Genomic DNA, 17,651 nt, shown 5'->3' with positions numbered 1-17,651 from the left:
TCTTACAAGATCTATTCCTCGCGATGGACGAGAGTTGTTCCCATGAGCAACGACGTCAATCCCATTCCCGAGGGTTATCACTCCATCAACTGTTTCCTGGCCGTACCCGACGGCAACAAGGCCATCGAGTTCTACTCCGCGGTCTTCGGCGCGAAGGTGCTCAGCCGCAACGACCTTCCCGACGGGCAACCGGCGCACGCCGAACTGGCGATCGGCGATTCCACCATCCAGATGGGTATGCCCATCCCCGAACACGGGGTGCGCGCACCCGAATCGGACTGGGTGCACACCAGCATCGTGCATTACTGCCCCGATGCCGACGCGGTCGTCGCCCGCGCCGCCGAACACGGCGCCGCCCGGGTCGAGGAGCCGCAGACGTTCGTCACCGGCGACCGCTACGGGCTGGTGATGGATCCGTTCGGACACCGCTGGGTGGTCATGACCCGGGTCGAGGACGTCTCGCGCGAGGAGGCCGAGCGCCGGGTCAACGAGTGGATGGCCACGCAGAGCTGACGCGGGCCGCGCGGGTGCCCCGGCCCGGCCGGGGCACCGCCGCGAGCGCGGGAAAGATACTGCGCGGGAACTCATTTCAGCCCGGCGGCATCCATACCCCGCAACTCCTTCTTCAGGTCGGCGATCTCGTCGCGCAATCGCCCGGCCAGCTCGAACTGCAATTCGCGGGCGGCGTTCATCATCTGATCGGTCAACTGGGCCACCAGATCCGCCAGTTCCGCGCGAGGCATATTCGCGATATCGCGGCCCTCGTACACCCCGGCGCTCACCGCGCGCCCGGGTTCACCCTGGGCACGGCGTCCGCGGCTGGCATTGCGCCCGGATCCGCCGACCTCCACCTCGGTCTCGTCGGCCTCACGGTAGACCTGATCGAGGATGTCGGCGATTTTCTTGCGCAGCGGTTTCGGATCGATGCCGTTGGCTTCGTTGTAGGCGACCTGCTTGGCCCGCCGCCGTTCGGTCTCGTCGATGGCCTGGCGCATCGAGTCGGTCACCTTGTCGGCGTACATGTGCACTTCGCCGGAGACGTTGCGCGCGGCACGCCCGATCGTCTGGATGAGGCTGGTGGCGCTGCGCAGGAAGCCCTCCTTGTCGGCGTCCAGGATCGCGACCAGCGACACCTCCGGCAGGTCGAGGCCCTCACGCAGCAGGTTGATGCCGACCAGCACGTCGTATTCGCCCAACCGCAGCTGCCGCAGCAGTTCGACGCGGCGCAGCGTATCGATCTCCGAATGCAGGTAACGGACCCGCACACCCATGCCCAGGAGATAGTCGGTGAGATCCTCGGCCATCTTCTTGGTGAGCGTGGTGACCAGGACGCGTTCGTCGCGTTCGGTGCGGGTACGGATCTCGTGCACCAGATCGTCGATCTGGCCCTTGGTCGGTTTGACCACCACCTGCGGGTCGACCAGTCCGGTCGGGCGGATCACCTGCTCGACGAACTCACCGCCGGTACTGCCCAGTTCGTACGGGCCCGGCGTCGCCGACATGTACACCGTCTGGCCGATCCGGTCGGCGAACTCCTCCCAGGTGAGCGGGCGGTTGTCCACCGCCGAGGGCAGCCGGAAACCGTATTCGACGAGGTTGCGCTTGCGCGACATATCGCCTTCGTACATGCCGCCGATCTGCGGCACGGTCACGTGCGACTCGTCGATGATCAGGAGGAAATCCTCCGGGAAGTAGTCGAGCAGCGTCGCCGGCGCCGAACCGGCCGGACGGCCGTCGATATGCCGCGAATAGTTCTCGATTCCGGAGCAGAACCCGACCTGCCGGATCATCTCCAGGTCGTATTGGGTGCGCATGCGCAACCGCTGCGCCTCGAGCAGTTTGCCCTGCCGCTCCAGATCCGCGAGCCGCTGTTCGAGTTCGGTCTCGATATCGGCGACCGCGCGCTCCATCCGATCCGGCCCGGCCACGTAGTGGGTGGCCGGGAAGATGCGCAAGGTGTCGACCTGGCGCACCACATCGCCGGTGAGTGGATGCAGGTAGTACAGCGCCTCGATCTCGTCGCCGAAGAACTCGATGCGGACCGCGAGTTCCTCGTAGGAGGGGATGATCTCGACGGTGTCGCCGCGCACCCGGAACGAACCGCGGGTGAAGGCCATGTCGTTGCGCGTGTACTGGACATCGACCAGCAGGCGCAACAGCCGGTCGCGCTCGACCTCGCTGCCGACCTCGAGTTGCACCGAGCGGTCCAGATAGGACTGCGGGGTACCCAGGCCGTAGATACACGAGACCGAGGCGACCACCACGACATCGCGGCGCGAGAGCAGGCTCGACGTCGCCGAATGGCGCAGCCGCTCCACGTCGTCGTTGATCGAGGAGTCCTTCTCGATGTAGGTATCGGTCTGCGCGATATACGCCTCGGGCTGGTAGTAGTCGTAGTAGGAGACGAAGTACTCCACCGCGTTGTGCGGCAGCATCTCGCGCAGTTCGTTGGCCAGCTGGGCGGCCAGGGTCTTGTTCGGCGCCATGACCAGGGTCGGGCGCTGGACCCGCTCGATCAGCCAGGCCGCGGTGGCCGATTTGCCGGTACCGGTGGCGCCGAGCAGCACCACGTCCTTCTCGCCGCCACGCAACCGCCGCTCCAGCTCCGCGATCGCGGCAGGCTGGTCACCGGCGGGCCGATGCTCGCTGACGACCTCGAACCGCCCGTCGGAGCGTTCGATCGCCCCGATCGGCCGGAATTCCGAATGCGCCAGCGGCTGCTCGCCGGGTGCGTCCGAATCCGCGGGGATCTCCGTTGCGAAAGCCATGGTCACCAGGGTAAGCCGCGGCACCGACAAGTTCCGGCGCCGTGACCGCGGGCACAGCGACACATCCGGCGATCATTTTTCGGCCACGAGTGTGTATCGACGGGCACAGGCGCTGCCGCCGCGTGGCGAGGCGCCGCCGGCCGCGGCGATGCAGGCACCGACCGCTCAGGGCAACCACACGGCAAAACCAGCGGCCCCCGGCCACCCGATGCCAGGACCACACCACGGGCTCGGCCGACACGCCCGCATCCACACCGGCCGGCATCGACCACCGCGAACCGGAGCCGCCCGATCGGACGTCGACACAACCGGCCGGCGGCGGAACGGGTTCCTCCCTCCGGAACACGCCGTATCCCAATCATTTCGACCCGACCCGCGTCACCGAGACCGCAATTCCCGGCCGACCCGTTCGGACATTTCGAACAATTCGATTCCTGCCACCGCTTTTCGGCCACAACAGACCGAACGCACTGCCCCGCAGAATAATTCGACAATTCCCCCAAAATGACGGCACAGTTCCGCCCAGCGGCGCCACCGAAGCGCTACCACCGACCATGGCGACAGGTCCGGCCCGAGGTTTGCCGGACCCGCGGGAGCATTGCCCCGGCAACCGCGCGCGCAGCATTGAATCAAGCGACCAAATGCCCGAAATGTCTGGTAGAGCAGGGCGGCTCGACGATAACGACACGGCCGAATCAGCCGGATTCCGTGTCGTTTTCACCCCGCCGGAGGGGGTTGCCCGGGTGTACGCTGATCCGGTCGGAAGTCGAGAAGGGCAAGTGTTATGGCCGGTTTCCTCGCTGAACGTGTCACCCGGACTCTGCGCACTGCCGCGCCCAATGGAGTCAGCCCAATGCCGTCGAATCGCAACATTCCGGGCCGAAAAACACCGATTCCGGTGCCACCATCGGGGACGGCACACAGACCGCACGTCGAATATTTCGACATCGCCGATCTCACCAGAACCGATTCCCGCGGTTTCGTCCATTCGGTCGACAGTTATCACGCCGAGCCGTGGGGTCTGTATCTGGTCCGGGCGGCCGATACCCCGCCCTACCGCTACACCGAGACCTGGCTCCTGCCCAAGCAGTCGGTCCGCGTCACGATGCATCACGTCAACGCCGCACACGATCGCGATCCGATCTATCACATCTATATCGGCAACTTCGCCAAGATCGAGCCGAAGCGCTGGCGGGCCGAATACCACTACATCGACATCGCCGCCCGCAACGGCCACGTCTGTGAGCTACACGGGGTCGACGAACTGTTCGCCGCGCACGCGGCCGGCCATGTGTCGGCCGAGACGGCCCAGCGGGCGTTCGAGCAGGCCACCGCCGTCGTCGACGGTATCGCCTCGCACGATCACAACTTCGAACGCTGGCTCACCACCCAGGGCGTCACGCTGCACTGGTTGTGATCCCGGCACCACCCGCTCGCGCCGATGATCATCGAATCACGGCGCGAGCGGGCATTTCGCGGGCCCGCGACGGTAGATTCGGGGCATGACGCAGGGGCACGTGGTCGATCTGCATCGGCCGAAGATCGAGTACTTCGACCTCGCCGGGTCTACCAATACCGATCCCAAGGGTTTCGTGCGGCCGGTCGAGACGTATCGGACCGAACCGTGGGGGCTCTACATGGCCCGCACCGCCGATCATCCGGAATTCCACTACCTCGAGTCCTGGCTGCTACCGCAGCTGTCGCTGCGCGCCACCGTCTTCCACTTCCGCCCCACCCACCCGCGCGATCAGGACTTCTACCTCGATATCGGTGATTTCTCCGCGGCCGGTCCGCAGATGTGGAAGTCGGTCGATCACTACCTCGACATCGTCGTCCGCACCGGCCGGGAGGCGATTCTGCTCGACGTCGACGAACTTCTGGCCGCGCACGCCGCCGGATATCTGAGCGCGTCCGAGGCCCAGCAGGCGATCGAGGCCGCCACCACCGCCATCGACGGAATCGCCGCGCACGGACACGATTTCGAAGCCTGGCTGCGCTCACGAGGTATCACCCTCGGCTGGCGGTGAGCCCCGGCGCCGAGCCCGGTGCGACAGCCGCGGAAACGAGTCGGGCTGCGCCGAACTCTTCTCCGCGGTGCGCCCTCGCCACTAGGGTCCAGCCAGGTCGTTCACGTCCCTCGAGAACCGGGAGAGCCATGGGTGAGTCGTCGTCGTTGCGTCGTGTCGGGAGTTCGGGGCTCGCGGTCTCGGTCGTCGGGCTGGGCACCAACAATTTCGGGATGAAGCTCGATCTCGAGCAGAGCAGAGCAGTGCTGCACGCCGCGCTCGACCACGGCATCACTCTGATCGATACCGCCGACTCCTACGGGGAATCGGAGCGACGAATCGGCGAGATCCTGCAGGGCAGTCGCGACGACGTCGTCATCGCGACCAAGTTCGGCAACGATGTGCGTCGCCTCGGCGGGGACAACGGCGAGGACTGGGGCGCGCGTGGCTCACGCCGCTACATCCGCCGCGCGGTCGAGCAGTCGCTGCGCCGGCTGCGCACGGACTGGATCGATCTCTACCAGTTCCATCGCCCGGACCCGGCGACGCCGATCGAGGAGACGCTGTCCGCGCTGGACGACCTCGTCCACGAGGGCAAGATCCGGTATCTGGGCCATTCCAACTTCACCGGCTGGCAGACCGCGGACGCCGAATGGACCGCGCGCACCCGCAATCTCGAGCGGTTCATCAGCGCGCAGAACGAATACAGCCTGCTGCAGCGTGGGATCGAGGCCGACCTGGTGCCGGCCCTCGAGCACTACGGGATCGGGCTGCTCCCCTACTTCCCGCTGGCGAGCGGTCTGCTCACCGGTAAGTACAAGCGCGGCGTGCCGGCGCCCGAAGGCAGCAGAATTCAGGCGTGGGGCCGGGAATCCGCACTCACGGACGCGGCTTTCGACATCGTGGAACAGCTGGAAAATTTCGCCGCACAGCGGTCGATCACCCTGCTCGACGTCGCCATCGGCGGTCTCGCCGCGCAGCCCGCGGTGAGTTCGGTGATCGCCGGCGCCACCTCACCCGAGCAGGTGCAGGCCAATGTGCGGGCCGGCCAGTGGCAGCCCACCGCCGAGGACCTCGCGGAGATCGACCGGATCACCTCCGTGTCGCGCTGACAGCGCAACGGGCGCCCGGCGGAAAAGCCCGCCGCCGGTGCGCCCGATCGCGGTGGTGCCCGTGTCAGGCGCGCGGAACCCGCTCGTAGACCTTGTCGAACCAGGGTTCCTTCACCGACAGGTACGCCTCGATGGCCTCGTCTCCCACCGTGCCCGTCGCCGCCGCCTCCCCGCGGCGCTTGATCTCCAGGTACTCGGCGCGGGCGTCGGCGTCGGCACGCAACCAGTCGCGGAAGTCCAGGGCGAACCGCTGTCCCGGCGAACCGTCCACGCGCACATGCACATTCGCGACCCGCCCGGGATCGGCGTTACCGTGCAGACGTTTCGCCCACAGCTCGGCATCGGTGCCCGCCGGGTCCTGGGGCGTCGGCTTCGGGTTGTCGCCGGTAACCGAGTCGATCAGCGGAAAACCGGCGGCTGCCAATCGATCCCGCAGCGCGTCTGCCGTCGTGAGGTCGGCGACGGTGATCTGGATGTCGACGACATCCGTGGCGGCCAGCCCGGGCACGGCGGTGGAACCGATGTGATCGATGCGGCGCGCGTCGCCACCGCAGGCCAGCCACAACCGGCCGATCAACCGCTGCGCCTGCGCCGGCCACTGCGGATCCGGCTCGGCCAACCGCACCGGCCCGGTCGAGCGCGCCGGAGTCCGGGTGCGCACATTGTGTTCGAAGGGCAGCAGGCGCTGCTCCCACAGCGTCCGCACCTGCGGCGCCAGCGCCTCGGCATCGGAGTTGTTGTCCAACAGGACATCCGCGGCCGCACGCCGTTGGTCGTCACTCGCCTGCGCCTTGATTCGCGCCAGCGCGTCCGCACGGCTCACACCACGGAACTGCTCGAGCCGGTGCACGCGAGTCTGCTCGTCGGCCATCACCACCACGACGAGATTCATCATCGCGCCGAGATTGTTCTCGACCAGAAGCGGAACATCCTGCACCACAACGGCATCCGCGGGCGCGGCGGCGATCAGCTCGGTGGTGCGCCGCCCGACCAGCGGATGGGTGATGGAGTTCAGCGTCGTGCGCGACCGCTCGTCCGCGAAGGCGACCGCCGCGAGCGCCGGGCGGTTCAAACTTCCGTCCTCGGCCAGAATTTCCGGGCCGAACGCCGCGACCAGTGCGGTCAGGCCCTCGGTGCCGGGTTCGACGACCTCGCGGGCGATGGCGTCGCTGTCGACCAGCACCGCCCCGTGTTCCACCAGCAGCCGCGCCACCGTCGACTTACCCGCTCCCATGCCTCCGGTGAGACCGATACGCAACATTTCCCCAGTCTCGCATCCACAGCCGGCGTCCGCGCCCGCACCCCGGCCGCGGGCCGATCGGGTCGATTACCCATCGCGTGTTTCTTTTTCACCTCCTCCACGCGGTATTACCCATTCCGTGACGCCGGTGATATCAATTCGCAACTTTTTCCGCCCGATACCGACCTGGAGTCGGCAACTTTCCGACACGCCGGGTCCGAAGTCACGCAAAATCCGCAACCCCCCACTTTTGTTCCGCTACTGTTTCGCCCCGGGCGATCCAGGCCATCCGAGCTAGCGAAGGACGATCATTGGGCACCACACACATCCAGTCGGGTCGCCACCGGCTGGGTTTGGCAGGCACCGTGCACTGCATTCGGATACCCGCCGTTGCGGCAGCACTGGCCGAACATCGCCGTTCGTGGTTGACCGCCCTACTCAGCCCGGCCCGGCACAGCTTCGCGGCCATGCGCAGCCGGGGCGGCGTCACGCGGTGGATTCCCGCCACGGCGAGCTGACCAGTACGTCGAACGTTCGGCGGCCCACCGGGGACTCGGCGGGCCGCTGGGTATTTCACACCAGACCGCTCGGGCTTCGGCGTGAGCCCGGTTCCTGGCTCGGCATCGCATTCGGTGGCACCGGATAGGGAATTCCCTTATCGTTGGTGCCGAGCGCGATATTCGGACCACATTGCGCCAGAGCGGCATCCGATTTCGGTTTCGGATCGGTAATTCGCGGCAGCACGGAATCGGGTGCCGAACCGAAATCGAAGGCCGAGGTCATATCACCGGTGACGCTGCGCCGCCAGGCGGTCACATTCGGCACGTCCACACCGAAACGACGTTCCAGCAAACGCAATTGCGAGGTGTGGTCGAAGGTCTGCGAGGCGACCAGGCCGCCGCGGGAATACGGCGAGATGACCAAACACGGGACGCGGTAACCCAATCCGATCGGGCCCGCGACCCCCTTGGCAGCGGGTACCCGGCCGAGGTCCACGGTGAGGTACTCCCCCGGCGTGCCGGGCGGCGGGGTCGGCGGGGTCACGTGATCGAAGAATCCACCGTTCTCGTCGTAGCTCACGATGAGCGCGGTCTTCTCCCACACCTTCGGATTGGAGGTGAGGATGTCGAGCACCTGCATGATGCCCACCGCGCCCAATGCCGGTGGCAGCGCCGGATGTTCGCAGTTGAACAGCGGCGGAATCACCCACGACACCGAGGGCAGCCGGTCGGCGGCCACGTCCGCCGCGAAATCCTGCGGATAGACCGGAGCCTTGCCGCGCCTGGCCAGCTCGGAATTCGGATCCGCGGCCTGTGTGAAGCAGCCCATCATGCCGTCGAGGATCACCGACGAGATCGGGCCGAGGTCGCGGTTGTTGTAGATCTTCCAGTCGACGCCGGCCTCGGACAGGTTCTCCGGGTAGGTGCGCCAGCTGTAGGCGTTCTGCGGGATCAGCGTCGGCGTGTCCACCAGCGGGCCGCCGGCCAGACCGTCGGGGTCGATGGTGGCGGAGATCCAGTACAGCCGGTTCGGGTCGGTCGGGCCGAGGACCGAGCAATAGTAGTGGTCGCAGAGGGTGAACGCATCGGCCAGCTCATGGTGAATCGGGATATCGGCGCGGGTGTAATACCCCATGGCCGCCGGACCGTTGGCAGCGCCGACGCCGGCCACCGACATCGGCATCCAGCGGTCGTTGCGGCCCCCGTTCCACGCCTCGTGCATACCGCCCCAGGAATGATCGGGATCGTTGACGCATTCGCCATCGAGGGTCGCGCCGCGGGTGGTGTCGAGCCGGAACGGGACGATGAACCCGTCGGCGGTCGGCCCGACGCCGGGAGCGTAACCGTACTGCTTCCACGCCGGCGAGGCGTCGTCGAAACCCCTTACGCCGGAAAGGGTTCCGAAGTAGTGGTCGAACGAGCGGTTCTCCTGCATCAGCAGGACGAAATGCTCGATATCGCCGAGCCCGCCCATCCCCGCCGGGTCGGCCGCGTGTGCACGTTCGATGATCGGGTTCGCCCAGGCGGCCAGCGCCCCGACCCCACCGGCCGCCATGGCCTTCGCCAGAAAATCACGCCTCTTGATGCCGTCGAACAGACCCATTCCGGTGCCGAGACCTTCCGCGTCGGTGAAAACAACAGTGCCGGATGACAAGACCGCGTCAGCCGGCAAAACCGTGCCGACTGACAGAGGACAGTGGCAGATCCTCGCCGAGAATAATGGACCGGCGGTATCGACGCGGTGACGAGGGGCTGAATGGGCGGCCCGGACATGGGCGAAGGCCCCGGTCCATCGGACCGGGGCCTTCGTTTCAGCTCAGCGAATTACGCGTTGCCGGACAGCTTCTCACGCAGCGCGGCGAGCTGCGCGTCACTGGCCAGCGAACCGCCGGCCGGCTCGGAGGAGCTGGAGGACGAGCTCTGCGCGCCGCTCTCGGAGGAGTAGTTACCGGAGGCACCGCCGTTGGCGGCCTCGGCGGCGGCGTCGGCCGCCATCTTCTCCATCTGAGCGGTGTGCATCTTGTGGCGACGCTCGGCCTCGGCGTAGCGGCCTTCCCACTCTTCCCGCTGCTTGTCGAAGCCCTCGAGCCATTCGTTGGTCTCGGGGTCGAAGCCCTCGGGGAAGATGTAGTTGCCCTGCTCGTCGTAGCTGTCGGCCATGCCGTACTTCGACGGGTCGAACTCGGCGTGGTAGTCCTCGTTCGCCTGCTTCAGCGACAGCGAGATCCGGCGACGCTCCAGGTCGATGTCGATGACCTTGACCATCGCGTCGTCGCCCACGGCGACAACCTGGTCCGGCACCTCGACGTGGCGCTCGGCCAGCTCGGAGATGTGCACCAGGCCCTCGATGCCCTCTTCGACGCGCACGAACGCACCGAACGGAACCAGCTTGGTGACCTTGCCGGGCACGATCTGGCCGATGGCGTGGGTGCGGGCGAACTGACGCCACGGGTCTTCCTGGGTGGCCTTGAGCGACAGCGAAACCCGCTCGCGGTCCAGGTCGACGTCGAGAACCTCGACGGTGACCTCCATGCCGACCTCGACGACCTCGGACGGGTGGTCGATGTGCTTCCAGGACAGCTCGGAGACGTGCACCAGACCGTCGACGCCGCCGAGATCGACGAACGCGCCGAAGTTGACGATCGAGGACACGACGCCCTTGCGGACCTGGCCCTTCTGCAGCTGGTGCAGGAATTCGCTGCGGACCTCGGACTGGGTCTGCTCCAGCCAGGCGCGGCGGGACAGAACCACGTTGTTGCGGTTCTTGTCCAGCTCGATGATCTTGGCCTCGATCTCCTTGCCGACGTACGGCTGCAGATCGCGGACGCGGCGCATTTCGACCAGGGACGCCGGGAGGAAGCCACGCAGGCCGATGTCCAGGATCAGACCACCCTTGACGACCTCGATGACGGTGCCCTTGACGGCCTCGTCCTTCTCCTTGAGCTCCTCGATGGTGCCCCACGCCCGCTCGTACTGAGCCCGCTTCTTCGACAGGATCAGGCGGCCTTCCTTGTCCTCCTTGGTGAGAACAAGGGCCTCGACCTCATCGCCCACGGAAACGACCTCGGCCGGGTCGACATCGTGTTTGATGGACAGTTCGCGGGAAGGGATGACGCCTTCGGTCTTGTAACCGATGTCGAGCAGAACCTCGTCGCGGTCGACCTTGACGATCGTGCCTTCGACGATATCTCCGTCGTTGAAGTACTTGATCGTCTTGTCGATGGCGGCGAGGAAGTCCTCGGCGGAGCCGATGTCGTTGACGGCTACCTGCGGCGAGGTGACGGTGGTGGGCATATGTTGGGTTGCTCCGGACGGATTGTGGTCGGTAGTGGACATTGGAACTCTCGGTTTTGCTGTGAAGTCACAGCGGTGGAACTACGTTGACGGCCATGCACAGCACATCGCTGCGACACAGCACAACGCTGTACTCACTGCAGAAACTCACAGCACCGGCTGCGAAATCACAGCCCGCGGGCGACTTCCGAAATCCGTAACCCCTGCGCCCGGTACCGAGCGCTACAGTACCGACAGCGGCTACGCAAATGCCGAAGACACTCGCGGGAAACAGCGTACGCGACGTGAGTTACGCCAAGCAAACACGGGTCCCCGCCCGCATCATGATCATACGTCCGCATCGAACACCGTTCCCGCACAGTGTGGTACCCGTCACGGCCGGGACGCGATCACCCCGCTCGCGCGCACCCCGGCGTGCCCCTCCCGACGGCGTCCGCGAGGGCCACGCCCGGGCGTGCCATACGCTGCGAACCATGTCCGACGACCCGCATCCGGCCCTCCTCGACGACGCTCGCCACGCCGAGGCCAACGCCCTGCTCGGCACCGCGCGGGTGACCCGCACGCTCGTCGGCTCGGCCGCCAGCGAGCGCGCCAACCGGCGCTGGTGGGACGCCGACGCCGCGCAGTACCACGAGACCCACGCCGATTTCCTGGGCGTCGACTCCGAGGCCGGAGAATTCGTCTGGTGCCCGGAAGGCCTGCACGAGGGCGACTGGCATCTGCTGGGCGAGGTCACCGGGCGGCGGGTGCTCGAGATCGGCTGCGGATCGGCGCCGTGTTCGCGCTGGCTCGCCGGCCGGGGTGCGCATCCGGTCGGACTGGATCTGTCGCGGGCGATGCTCGACCGCGGACTCGAAGCCATGGCGCGCGGCGGACCGCGAGTGCCGCTGGTGCAGGCCGGGGCCGAGGCGCTGCCGTTCGCGGACGAATCGTTCGATCTGGCCTGTTCGGCATTCGGCGCGATCCCGTTCGTCGCCGATGCCGCCCAGGTGATGCGGGAGGTGGCCCGGGTGCTGCGGCCGGGCGGGCGCTGGGTGTTCTCGGTGAATCACCCGATGCGGTGGATCTTCCCCGACGATCCGGGTCCGGACGGTCTGCGCGCCACGATCCCCTATTTCGACCGGACGCCGTACGTCGAGGTCGACGCCGACGACGAACCGATCTACGTCGAACATCACCGCACGATCGGTGATCGGGTCCGCGACATCGTCGGCGCGGGCCTGATCCTGCTCGACATCGTCGAACCCGAATGGCCGGAGTGGCTCGAGCGCGAATGGGGTCAGTGGAGCCCGTTGCGCGGTGAGATCTTCCCCGGCACAGCTATTTTCGTTACCGAGAAGCCGCCGCGGCATTAGCCCGCGCGGCTCGCGGCAGCGGCGGCGGCGCCACCGTCGCCTTGCCGTCGGACACCGAGATCTGCGCGGGAATGGGCGTGGTCTTGCCCGGATCCGGCTTGGCCACCGGCGTGGTGGGCGCCGCGGCGGGCTCCGCCTTACTCGTGGGCGCCGGCTTACCGGTCGACGCCTCCGCACCGCCGGGGCCCGGGAACGGCGGCAGCGCCGCGAACCGCGGATCGATGCGCGCGGTCCGGCTGACGTGAGTGATCCAGCGCCGCGCGCGGGTCAGCGGATGGTCCGGGAACTGCGGATCCCAGCGCGCGTCGTCGGCGATGTTGTAGGGCAGCTTGCCCTTGACCTCGGGCGCGTACGGATGCGGCGGGAACATGTTCGCGAAGCCGACCTTCGGAACGACCGCGGCCTCGCGGACGCCGGAGCGGCCGGTTTCGGGGCACATGATCTTCACGATCGCGCTGCACCCGGCCTTGGGCACGACGATTCCGGCGGTGAAGCCCAGTCCGGTCGCCTGATCGGCCAGCGGGAACTTCTCCAGCCGCAGCAGGGCCGGCTGGGAGTCCACGCTGATGGCATGTGCCTCGATCAGGCAGCCGAACTCGGCCTGCAGTTCGGTGAGGCGGCGGCGCAACGTGTCGATGTCGGACAGCGGGGCGGGTAAGTCCGGTACCAGATCGATATAGCTCAGCGTGATGATGTCACGGGTGGCCGGATTCCCCCACGTGGTCTGGTCAAGCTGCTGCAGTCCCCCGGTTTCGAACACGATTGGCACGCAACCAAGCTACCCATTCGTGACCTTTTCGCACTTCCTGGGGCATTTTGTGTTCAAGGCGTGACCACCTGGTAATAAATACCGGGCGAAACGGGCGTCAGGTTTGTTTTCATTCGGGGGTCTCCCCGGACCGCCGCGGGGAGCGCCCCACCTGATCGAGCGCCATCCGCAGGGCGTACTCGATCTGAGCGTTGATGCTGCGCAGGTCGTCGGCCGCCCACTTGGCTATCGCCTCGTGGACGGCCGGATCGAGCCGGACGAGCACCTTCTTGGGCTCGCGCTTGGCCATCAGGAGTAGAGCGTTCCGGTGTTGACGACGGGCTGGGCGGACCGATCGCCGCACAGCACCACCAGCAGATTCGACACCATCGAGGCCCGCCGCTCCTCGTCCAGGTCGACCATCCCCTCCTCGGTGAGCCGCTGCAGCGCCATGCCCACCATGCCGACCGCACCTTCGACGATGCGGCTGCGCGCTGCCACCACCTGCGCGGCCTGCTGGCGGACCAGCATCGACTGGGCGATCTCCGGCGCGTAGGCCAGGTGCGTGATGCGCGCTTCGAGAATCTCGATACCGGCGAGCGCGGTGCGCTCGCGCAGTTCCGTGGTCAGTTCCTCGGCGACCTCGGCGCCGTTGCGCAGGCTGGTCGGAGCCGGGTCGTCGGCCGCGGCGAGAGCGGGCGTCGCCGCCACGGCCGCGGGCACCACATCAGGGGCGGCGTCGTAGGGATGCACGGTGGCCAGGTGCCGGACCGCGGCCTCGGACTGGGTCTGCACGTACTCCTCGTAGTCGTCGACGGCGAAGGCGGATTTGAAGCTGTCCACGACCCGGTAGACCACCACGGCCGCGATCTCCACCGGATTACCGTCGAAATCGTTGACCTTCAACTTCTGCGTCTCGAAGTTGCGGACCCGCAACGAGATTCGCCGTTTGGTGGTCAGCGGCAGGGCCCAGAAGAAGCCGGCGTCGGCGACCGAGCCGACGTAGCGGCCGAAGAACTGCAGCACCTTGGCCTCGTTCGGGCCGACCGTGGTGAGCCCGGTCAGCAGGATCACCGCGACCGCGAGGATCACGTAGCCCGCGACCGCGCCGATCGCCGCGCCGGCACCCCCGCCCGAGCCGGCGGCGCTGGAGGCGGCGACCCCGCCGATCAGTCCGGCGGTGCCGACCACCAGCAGCACCAACAACATCAAGAACCCGTTCAGCCGGAAGGCCGGACGCAGCGACATGACATCCTCCCAATATTGAAGTGATATCACGACGATAGCGCAACGATACTTCCGGCGACAAGGGCCCGGTCGACGGAACGGCTCAGGCGGGCCGGATGTTGCGGTTGAAACGGAACAGGTTGGCCGGGTCGTATACGGACTTCAGCGCTCGCAGTCGGTCGTATGTCCGCGCGGCGTATCCGGCGCGGGTCTGGTTCTCGTCGGCCCACTCCCCGGCGCCGTACAGGAAGTTCAGGTTGTGGCCGATCGTCCACGGCGCCAACGTCTTCGCGACCAGGTCGTGGTAGCCCCGCGGATCGGGGCCGTCCGAGTTCGGCATCGTGATGATGCGCGCGTTGTATTCGGCCTCCCGGTGATCCATCGCGATACCCGCCGGACCGGGGCGGCGCAGCGCACCGCCGAGATGGCGGAAGCCGGCCACCGCCGCGACCGGCGCCTCCGGGCCGGTGACATCGAGGAAGGCCGACGCCGCATCCGCGGTCAGATCCGACAGCAGGGCATTGGTCGAGGTATAGGCGTGCGGGAAACTCGGGTCGCGGTAGATGCCGTGCGTGTCGCGGTAGGGCATCGTCCGCAGATCGTCGGCGAGCCGGGCGCCCACCTCACGCAGCGGCCGGACCAGCCGCTCACCGTCGGCGGCCGACCCGGTGAAGGCGATGTTGACGGTGGCCAGGTAGCGCCCGCGCAGCGGTTCCGGAATCGCCGGGACGTCGGGCATCGTCATCATGGTGATCGCCGAGGTCATTTCCTCGGGGACCTCGGCGGTCCACTGCCGCCATGCCTCGAGGGCGGGTTCGACCAGCAGGGTGTCGAAGCTGAGTTGTCCGCCGTAGACCTCGGTGATCGGAAACAGTTCCAGTTCCATACCGGTGACCACTCCGAAGTTGCCGCCGGAACCCAGTGCGGCACCGAACAATTCGTCACCGGGGGTGAGGCGGCGCAATCGCCCGTCGGCCGTCACGAGCTCCAGGGCGCGGACGCGGTCGGCGGCGTAGCCGAAGGTGCGCGCCAGAATGCCGAGCCCGCCACCCAGGTGATAGCCGACCACGCCGACCGAGGGCGAGGAGCCGTTCAACGGCGCCAGACCGTGCGCGACCGCCGCCGCGATCAGCGCCTCGGCCCGCACACCGGCGGCCACCCAGGCGGTGCGGGCTTCCGGATCGACGCGCACGCCGGTCATCCGGCGCGTGCTGATCAGCACACCGCCCGCGGCCGGCACCGAGAGCCCGTGCCCGGTCGCCTGGACCGCGACGGGCAGCCCGTGCCGGGCGGCGAATTCCACGGCCGCGCGGACATCCTCGGCGTGGACCGCGCCGACGACCAGATCCGGCCGGTGCGTGTAGGCGGTCTGGAAACCGGAGACCTCGGCGTCGTAGCCGTCCGCACCCGGGCGGAAGACCGGGCCGGTGACGGTGGGCAGTTCGGCGGGGAAGGTCGAGTTCGTCATGTCCTGAACTCTGCCGCCGGGCGAATGAGAAGTAAAACAGATAGTTCTTCTCGATACTAGAATGAACAGTTATGGAACTGCGGCAGTTGCGCTACTTCGTCACCGTCGCCGAGGAGGCGAATTTCACCCGGGCGGCCCAGCGGCTGCATCTGGCGCAACCCGGCCTCTCGGCGCAGATCCGGCAGCTGGAACGGGAATTGGGTCAACCGCTGCTGGACCGGTCGGGACGTAGCGTGACACTGACCGCCGCCGGTGCCGCCGTCCTGCCGTACGCACGATCGGCATTGGCTGCGGCACAACAGATCTCGTTCACCGTCGACGAGTTCACCGGATTGTTGCGAGGACAGGTCCGTATCGGCCTGATCTCCGGGGCGGCGACCGAGGAGTTCGACGTCGCTACGGTCCTGTCGGCGTTCCATCGGGATCATCCGCAGGTCGGTATCACCCTCACCGAGGACACCACGGACCGGATGCTCGCCGCGCTGACCCACGGCGAACTCGATATCGCCCTGGTCGGGCTGACCGGTGCGGAAATCGACGAACGCCTGGCCGTCGACGTCGTCTTCGAGACGCGCCTGGCCGCGGCCGTGGCGCGCGACGACCACGAATTCGGATCCCGGATCGCGCTGACCGAGTTGCGCGAGCGCTCCCTGATCTGCCTGCCGCGAGGCACCGGAATTCGTGGCGTGCTCGAACGTTGCTGTGCCGCCGCGGGATTCACTCCGCGGATCGAGTTCGAGGCCGCCGCGCCGCCGCTGCTCGTTCAACTGGCGGCCGGTGGACTGGGAATCGCCGTGGTTCCGGCCCTCGGCGCCGCCCACGCCGAGGCCGCGGGAGTCCGGATGATCGAGATCACCGACCCGCAGATGCACGGACAGCTCGGCCTGGTCTGGCGGTCGGATCGACCGGCGGCGCCGGCCGCGAAGGTACTGCTCGGGCAGTTGCGGATCGCCCTGGGCCACCGCAAGGCGGCGCACCGCTGAGGCTGGTCACGCGAATGTCGGCCGTGTATAGCGAAAGGTCTTGGACTCCACCACTGGGGACAGGCAAAGATTTCTCTCGTATCCAGAACTATCGAGGAGAGTTTCCGTGAGCACAGGCAAGGTCTGGCTGATCACCGGCGCCAGTAGCGGTTTCGGCCGCGCGATCGCCCAGGACGCGATCGACGCCGGCGATATCGTCGTCGCGGTCGCCCGCCGCACCGCGGGGCTGGACGATCTGGTCGCCGCCCACCCTGATCGCATCGAGGCCGTGGCGCTCGACGTCACCGACACCGACCGCGTCGACGCGGTCGTCGCCGATGTGATCGCGCGGTACGGCCGCATCGACGTGCTGGTCAACAATGCCGGGCGCACCCAGGTCGGCGCGGTGGAGGAAACCACCGACCGGGAACTGCGGGACCTGTTCGACCTGCATGTCTTCGGTCCCGCCGCCCTCACCCGCGCCGTCCTGCCGCAGATGCGCGCCCAGGGCAGCGGAGCGATCGTGATGATGAGCAGTGTGGGCGGCCAGATGTCGTTCGCCGGCTTCTCCGCCTACAGCGCCACCAAATTCGCGCTGGAAGGACTGTCGGAGGCGCTGGCCGACGAGGTGGCGCCGTTCGGCATCCGGGTCCTCGTCGTGGAGCCCGGTGCCTTCCGCACCGGCCTGTTCGGTTCCGGCGCAGCCTATTTCAGTGCCGAATCCGACGTTTACGCCGACACCGCGGGCAAGACGCGTCGCATGATCGAGGGCGGCGACGGCACCCAGCCCGGCGACCCGGCCAAGGCCGCGGCCGCCATCCGCGCCGCCCTCGAGGCCGAGCGCACCCCGCTGCGGCTGCCGCTGGGCAGCGATTCGGTCGACACCCTCCTCGGTCACCTCGACTCCGTGCGCGCCGAGATCGGCGAATGGGAGAAGGTCGCGCGCGCAACGGCTTTCGACGAGGACTGAG

16 protein-coding genes are annotated in these 17,651 nt (G+C 67.4%); 8 read left to right on the top strand and 8 right to left on the bottom strand.

Features of this window, described 5'->3' with window-relative positions; genetic code table 11:
* Positions 1 to 42: 42 nt before the first annotated feature.
* Positions 43 to 513, top strand: coding sequence for a VOC family protein (locus tag IRT45_RS22010; protein ID WP_194807727.1), 471 nt, complete (start codon positions 43 to 45; stop codon positions 511 to 513).
* A gap of 71 nt (positions 514 to 584) precedes the next feature.
* Here IRT45_RS22010 and uvrB read toward each other — a convergent pair whose 3' ends face one another.
* Positions 585 to 2,768, bottom strand: coding sequence for an excinuclease ABC subunit UvrB (uvrB, locus tag IRT45_RS22005; protein WP_194807726.1), 2,184 nt, complete (start codon positions 2,766 to 2,768; stop codon positions 585 to 587).
* An 853-nt stretch (positions 2,769 to 3,621) separates the two neighbouring features.
* Here uvrB and IRT45_RS22000 point away from each other — a divergent pair.
* The 3 genes from IRT45_RS22000 (at position 3,622) to IRT45_RS21990 (ending at position 5,886) form a co-directional block, all read left to right on the top strand.
* Entirely contained in the window at positions 3,622 to 4,185 is a 564-nt protein-coding gene (locus IRT45_RS22000) for a hypothetical protein (protein WP_194807725.1), read from the top strand.
* An 85-nt stretch (positions 4,186 to 4,270) separates the two neighbouring features.
* Positions 4,271 to 4,795, top strand: a complete 525-nt coding sequence (locus IRT45_RS21995; RefSeq protein WP_194807724.1) for a DUF402 domain-containing protein — start codon at positions 4,271 to 4,273, stop codon at positions 4,793 to 4,795.
* Positions 4,796 to 4,923: 128 nt separating this feature from the next.
* Entirely contained in the window at positions 4,924 to 5,886 is a 963-nt protein-coding gene (locus IRT45_RS21990; protein WP_194807723.1) for an aldo/keto reductase, read from the top strand.
* Positions 5,887 to 5,950: 64 nt separating this feature from the next.
* Here the strand turns inward: IRT45_RS21990 and coaE are convergent, their stop codons facing one another.
* Positions 5,951 to 7,147 carry a dephospho-CoA kinase gene (coaE, locus tag IRT45_RS21985; RefSeq protein WP_194807722.1) on the bottom strand — a complete coding sequence of 399 codons (1,197 nt, stop codon included), beginning with the start codon at positions 7,145 to 7,147 and terminating at the stop codon, positions 5,951 to 5,953.
* A gap of 290 nt (positions 7,148 to 7,437) precedes the next feature.
* Between coaE and IRT45_RS21980 the strand changes: the two genes are divergently transcribed.
* Positions 7,438 to 7,644, top strand: a complete 207-nt coding sequence (locus tag IRT45_RS21980) for a hypothetical protein (protein ID WP_194807721.1) — start codon at positions 7,438 to 7,440, stop codon at positions 7,642 to 7,644.
* A gap of 55 nt (positions 7,645 to 7,699) precedes the next feature.
* On the opposite strand, the gene IRT45_RS21975 is transcribed toward IRT45_RS21980, so the two are convergent.
* On the bottom strand, positions 7,700 to 9,229 hold the full coding sequence (locus IRT45_RS21975) for a phospholipase C (protein WP_194807720.1): 1,530 nt from the start codon (positions 9,227 to 9,229) through the stop codon (positions 7,700 to 7,702).
* Between the two features lie 221 nt (positions 9,230 to 9,450).
* Positions 9,451 to 10,920, bottom strand: coding sequence for a 30S ribosomal protein S1 (gene rpsA / locus IRT45_RS21970; protein WP_039777576.1), 1,470 nt, complete (start codon positions 10,918 to 10,920; stop codon positions 9,451 to 9,453).
* 473 nt (positions 10,921 to 11,393) lie between these two features.
* Between rpsA and IRT45_RS21965 the strand changes: the two genes are divergently transcribed.
* Positions 11,394 to 12,275, top strand: a complete 882-nt coding sequence (locus IRT45_RS21965) for a class I SAM-dependent methyltransferase (RefSeq protein ID WP_194807719.1) — start codon at positions 11,394 to 11,396, stop codon at positions 12,273 to 12,275.
* On the opposite strand, the gene IRT45_RS21960 is transcribed toward IRT45_RS21965, so the two are convergent.
* From IRT45_RS21960 to IRT45_RS21945, 4 genes are all read right to left on the bottom strand, one after another.
* Positions 12,250 to 13,044, bottom strand: coding sequence for a hypothetical protein (locus IRT45_RS21960; RefSeq protein ID WP_194807718.1), 795 nt, complete (start codon positions 13,042 to 13,044; stop codon positions 12,250 to 12,252). The genes IRT45_RS21965 and IRT45_RS21960 overlap by 26 nt on opposite strands.
* Before the next feature lie 109 nt (positions 13,045 to 13,153).
* A complete protein-coding gene (locus IRT45_RS21955) occupies positions 13,154 to 13,333 on the bottom strand; it encodes a hypothetical protein (protein ID WP_194807717.1) in 180 nt (59 codons plus the stop codon).
* Positions 13,333 to 14,271: an SPFH domain-containing protein gene (locus tag IRT45_RS21950; protein WP_194807716.1), complete on the bottom strand. Its 939-nt coding sequence runs from the start codon at positions 14,269 to 14,271 to the stop codon at positions 13,333 to 13,335. Before IRT45_RS21950 ends, IRT45_RS21955 begins: the two co-directional genes overlap by 1 nt.
* Positions 14,272 to 14,353: 82 nt before the next feature.
* Positions 14,354 to 15,718 carry an FAD-binding oxidoreductase gene (locus tag IRT45_RS21945; RefSeq protein ID WP_194807715.1) on the bottom strand — a complete coding sequence of 455 codons (1,365 nt, stop codon included), beginning with the start codon at positions 15,716 to 15,718 and terminating at the stop codon, positions 14,354 to 14,356.
* A 71-nt stretch (positions 15,719 to 15,789) separates the two neighbouring features.
* Here IRT45_RS21945 and IRT45_RS21940 point away from each other — a divergent pair, with 71 nt between their 5' ends.
* Together IRT45_RS21940 and IRT45_RS21935 are read left to right on the top strand one after the other, a co-directional pair.
* The gene (locus IRT45_RS21940; RefSeq protein WP_194807714.1) at positions 15,790 to 16,701 is read left to right on the top strand and encodes a LysR family transcriptional regulator; all 912 of its coding nucleotides are present in this window, start codon (positions 15,790 to 15,792) and stop codon (positions 16,699 to 16,701) included.
* Positions 16,702 to 16,807: 106 nt separating this feature from the next.
* Entirely contained in the window at positions 16,808 to 17,650 is an 843-nt protein-coding gene (locus IRT45_RS21935; protein ID WP_194807713.1) for an oxidoreductase, read from the top strand.
* The last annotated feature ends 1 nt before the right edge of the window (position 17,651 follow it).

Origin of the sequence: Nocardia sp. BSTN01 (assembly GCF_015354405.1) — a bacterium.
Classification (GTDB): Bacteria; Actinomycetota; Actinomycetes; order Mycobacteriales; family Mycobacteriaceae; genus Nocardia.
The sequence above is the reverse complement of the archived record's forward strand: the minus strand, read 5'-3'. Positions and strand labels throughout refer to the sequence as shown.

Coding starts and splice junctions, on each gene's coding strand:
- IRT45_RS22010 (WP_194807727.1), top strand. CDS start 43: ATGAGCAACGACGTCAATCCCATTCCCGAGGGTTATCACTCCATCAAC.
- uvrB (WP_194807726.1), bottom strand. CDS start 2,768: ATGGCTTTCGCAACGGAGATCCCCGCGGATTCGGACGCACCCGGCGAG.
- IRT45_RS22000 (WP_194807725.1), top strand. CDS start 3,622: ATGCCGTCGAATCGCAACATTCCGGGCCGAAAAACACCGATTCCGGTG.
- IRT45_RS21995 (WP_194807724.1), top strand. CDS start 4,271: ATGACGCAGGGGCACGTGGTCGATCTGCATCGGCCGAAGATCGAGTAC.
- IRT45_RS21990 (WP_194807723.1), top strand. CDS start 4,924: ATGGGTGAGTCGTCGTCGTTGCGTCGTGTCGGGAGTTCGGGGCTCGCG.
- coaE (WP_194807722.1), bottom strand. CDS start 7,147: ATGTTGCGTATCGGTCTCACCGGAGGCATGGGAGCGGGTAAGTCGACG.
- IRT45_RS21975 (WP_194807720.1), bottom strand. CDS start 9,229: ATGGGTCTGTTCGACGGCATCAAGAGGCGTGATTTTCTGGCGAAGGCC.
- rpsA (WP_039777576.1), bottom strand. CDS start 10,920: ATGCCCACCACCGTCACCTCGCCGCAGGTAGCCGTCAACGACATCGGC.
- IRT45_RS21965 (WP_194807719.1), top strand. CDS start 11,394: ATGTCCGACGACCCGCATCCGGCCCTCCTCGACGACGCTCGCCACGCC.
- IRT45_RS21955 (WP_194807717.1), bottom strand. CDS start 13,333: ATGGCCAAGCGCGAGCCCAAGAAGGTGCTCGTCCGGCTCGATCCGGCC.
- IRT45_RS21950 (WP_194807716.1), bottom strand. CDS start 14,271: ATGTCGCTGCGTCCGGCCTTCCGGCTGAACGGGTTCTTGATGTTGTTG.
- IRT45_RS21945 (WP_194807715.1), bottom strand. CDS start 15,718: ATGACGAACTCGACCTTCCCCGCCGAACTGCCCACCGTCACCGGCCCG.
- IRT45_RS21940 (WP_194807714.1), top strand. CDS start 15,790: ATGGAACTGCGGCAGTTGCGCTACTTCGTCACCGTCGCCGAGGAGGCG.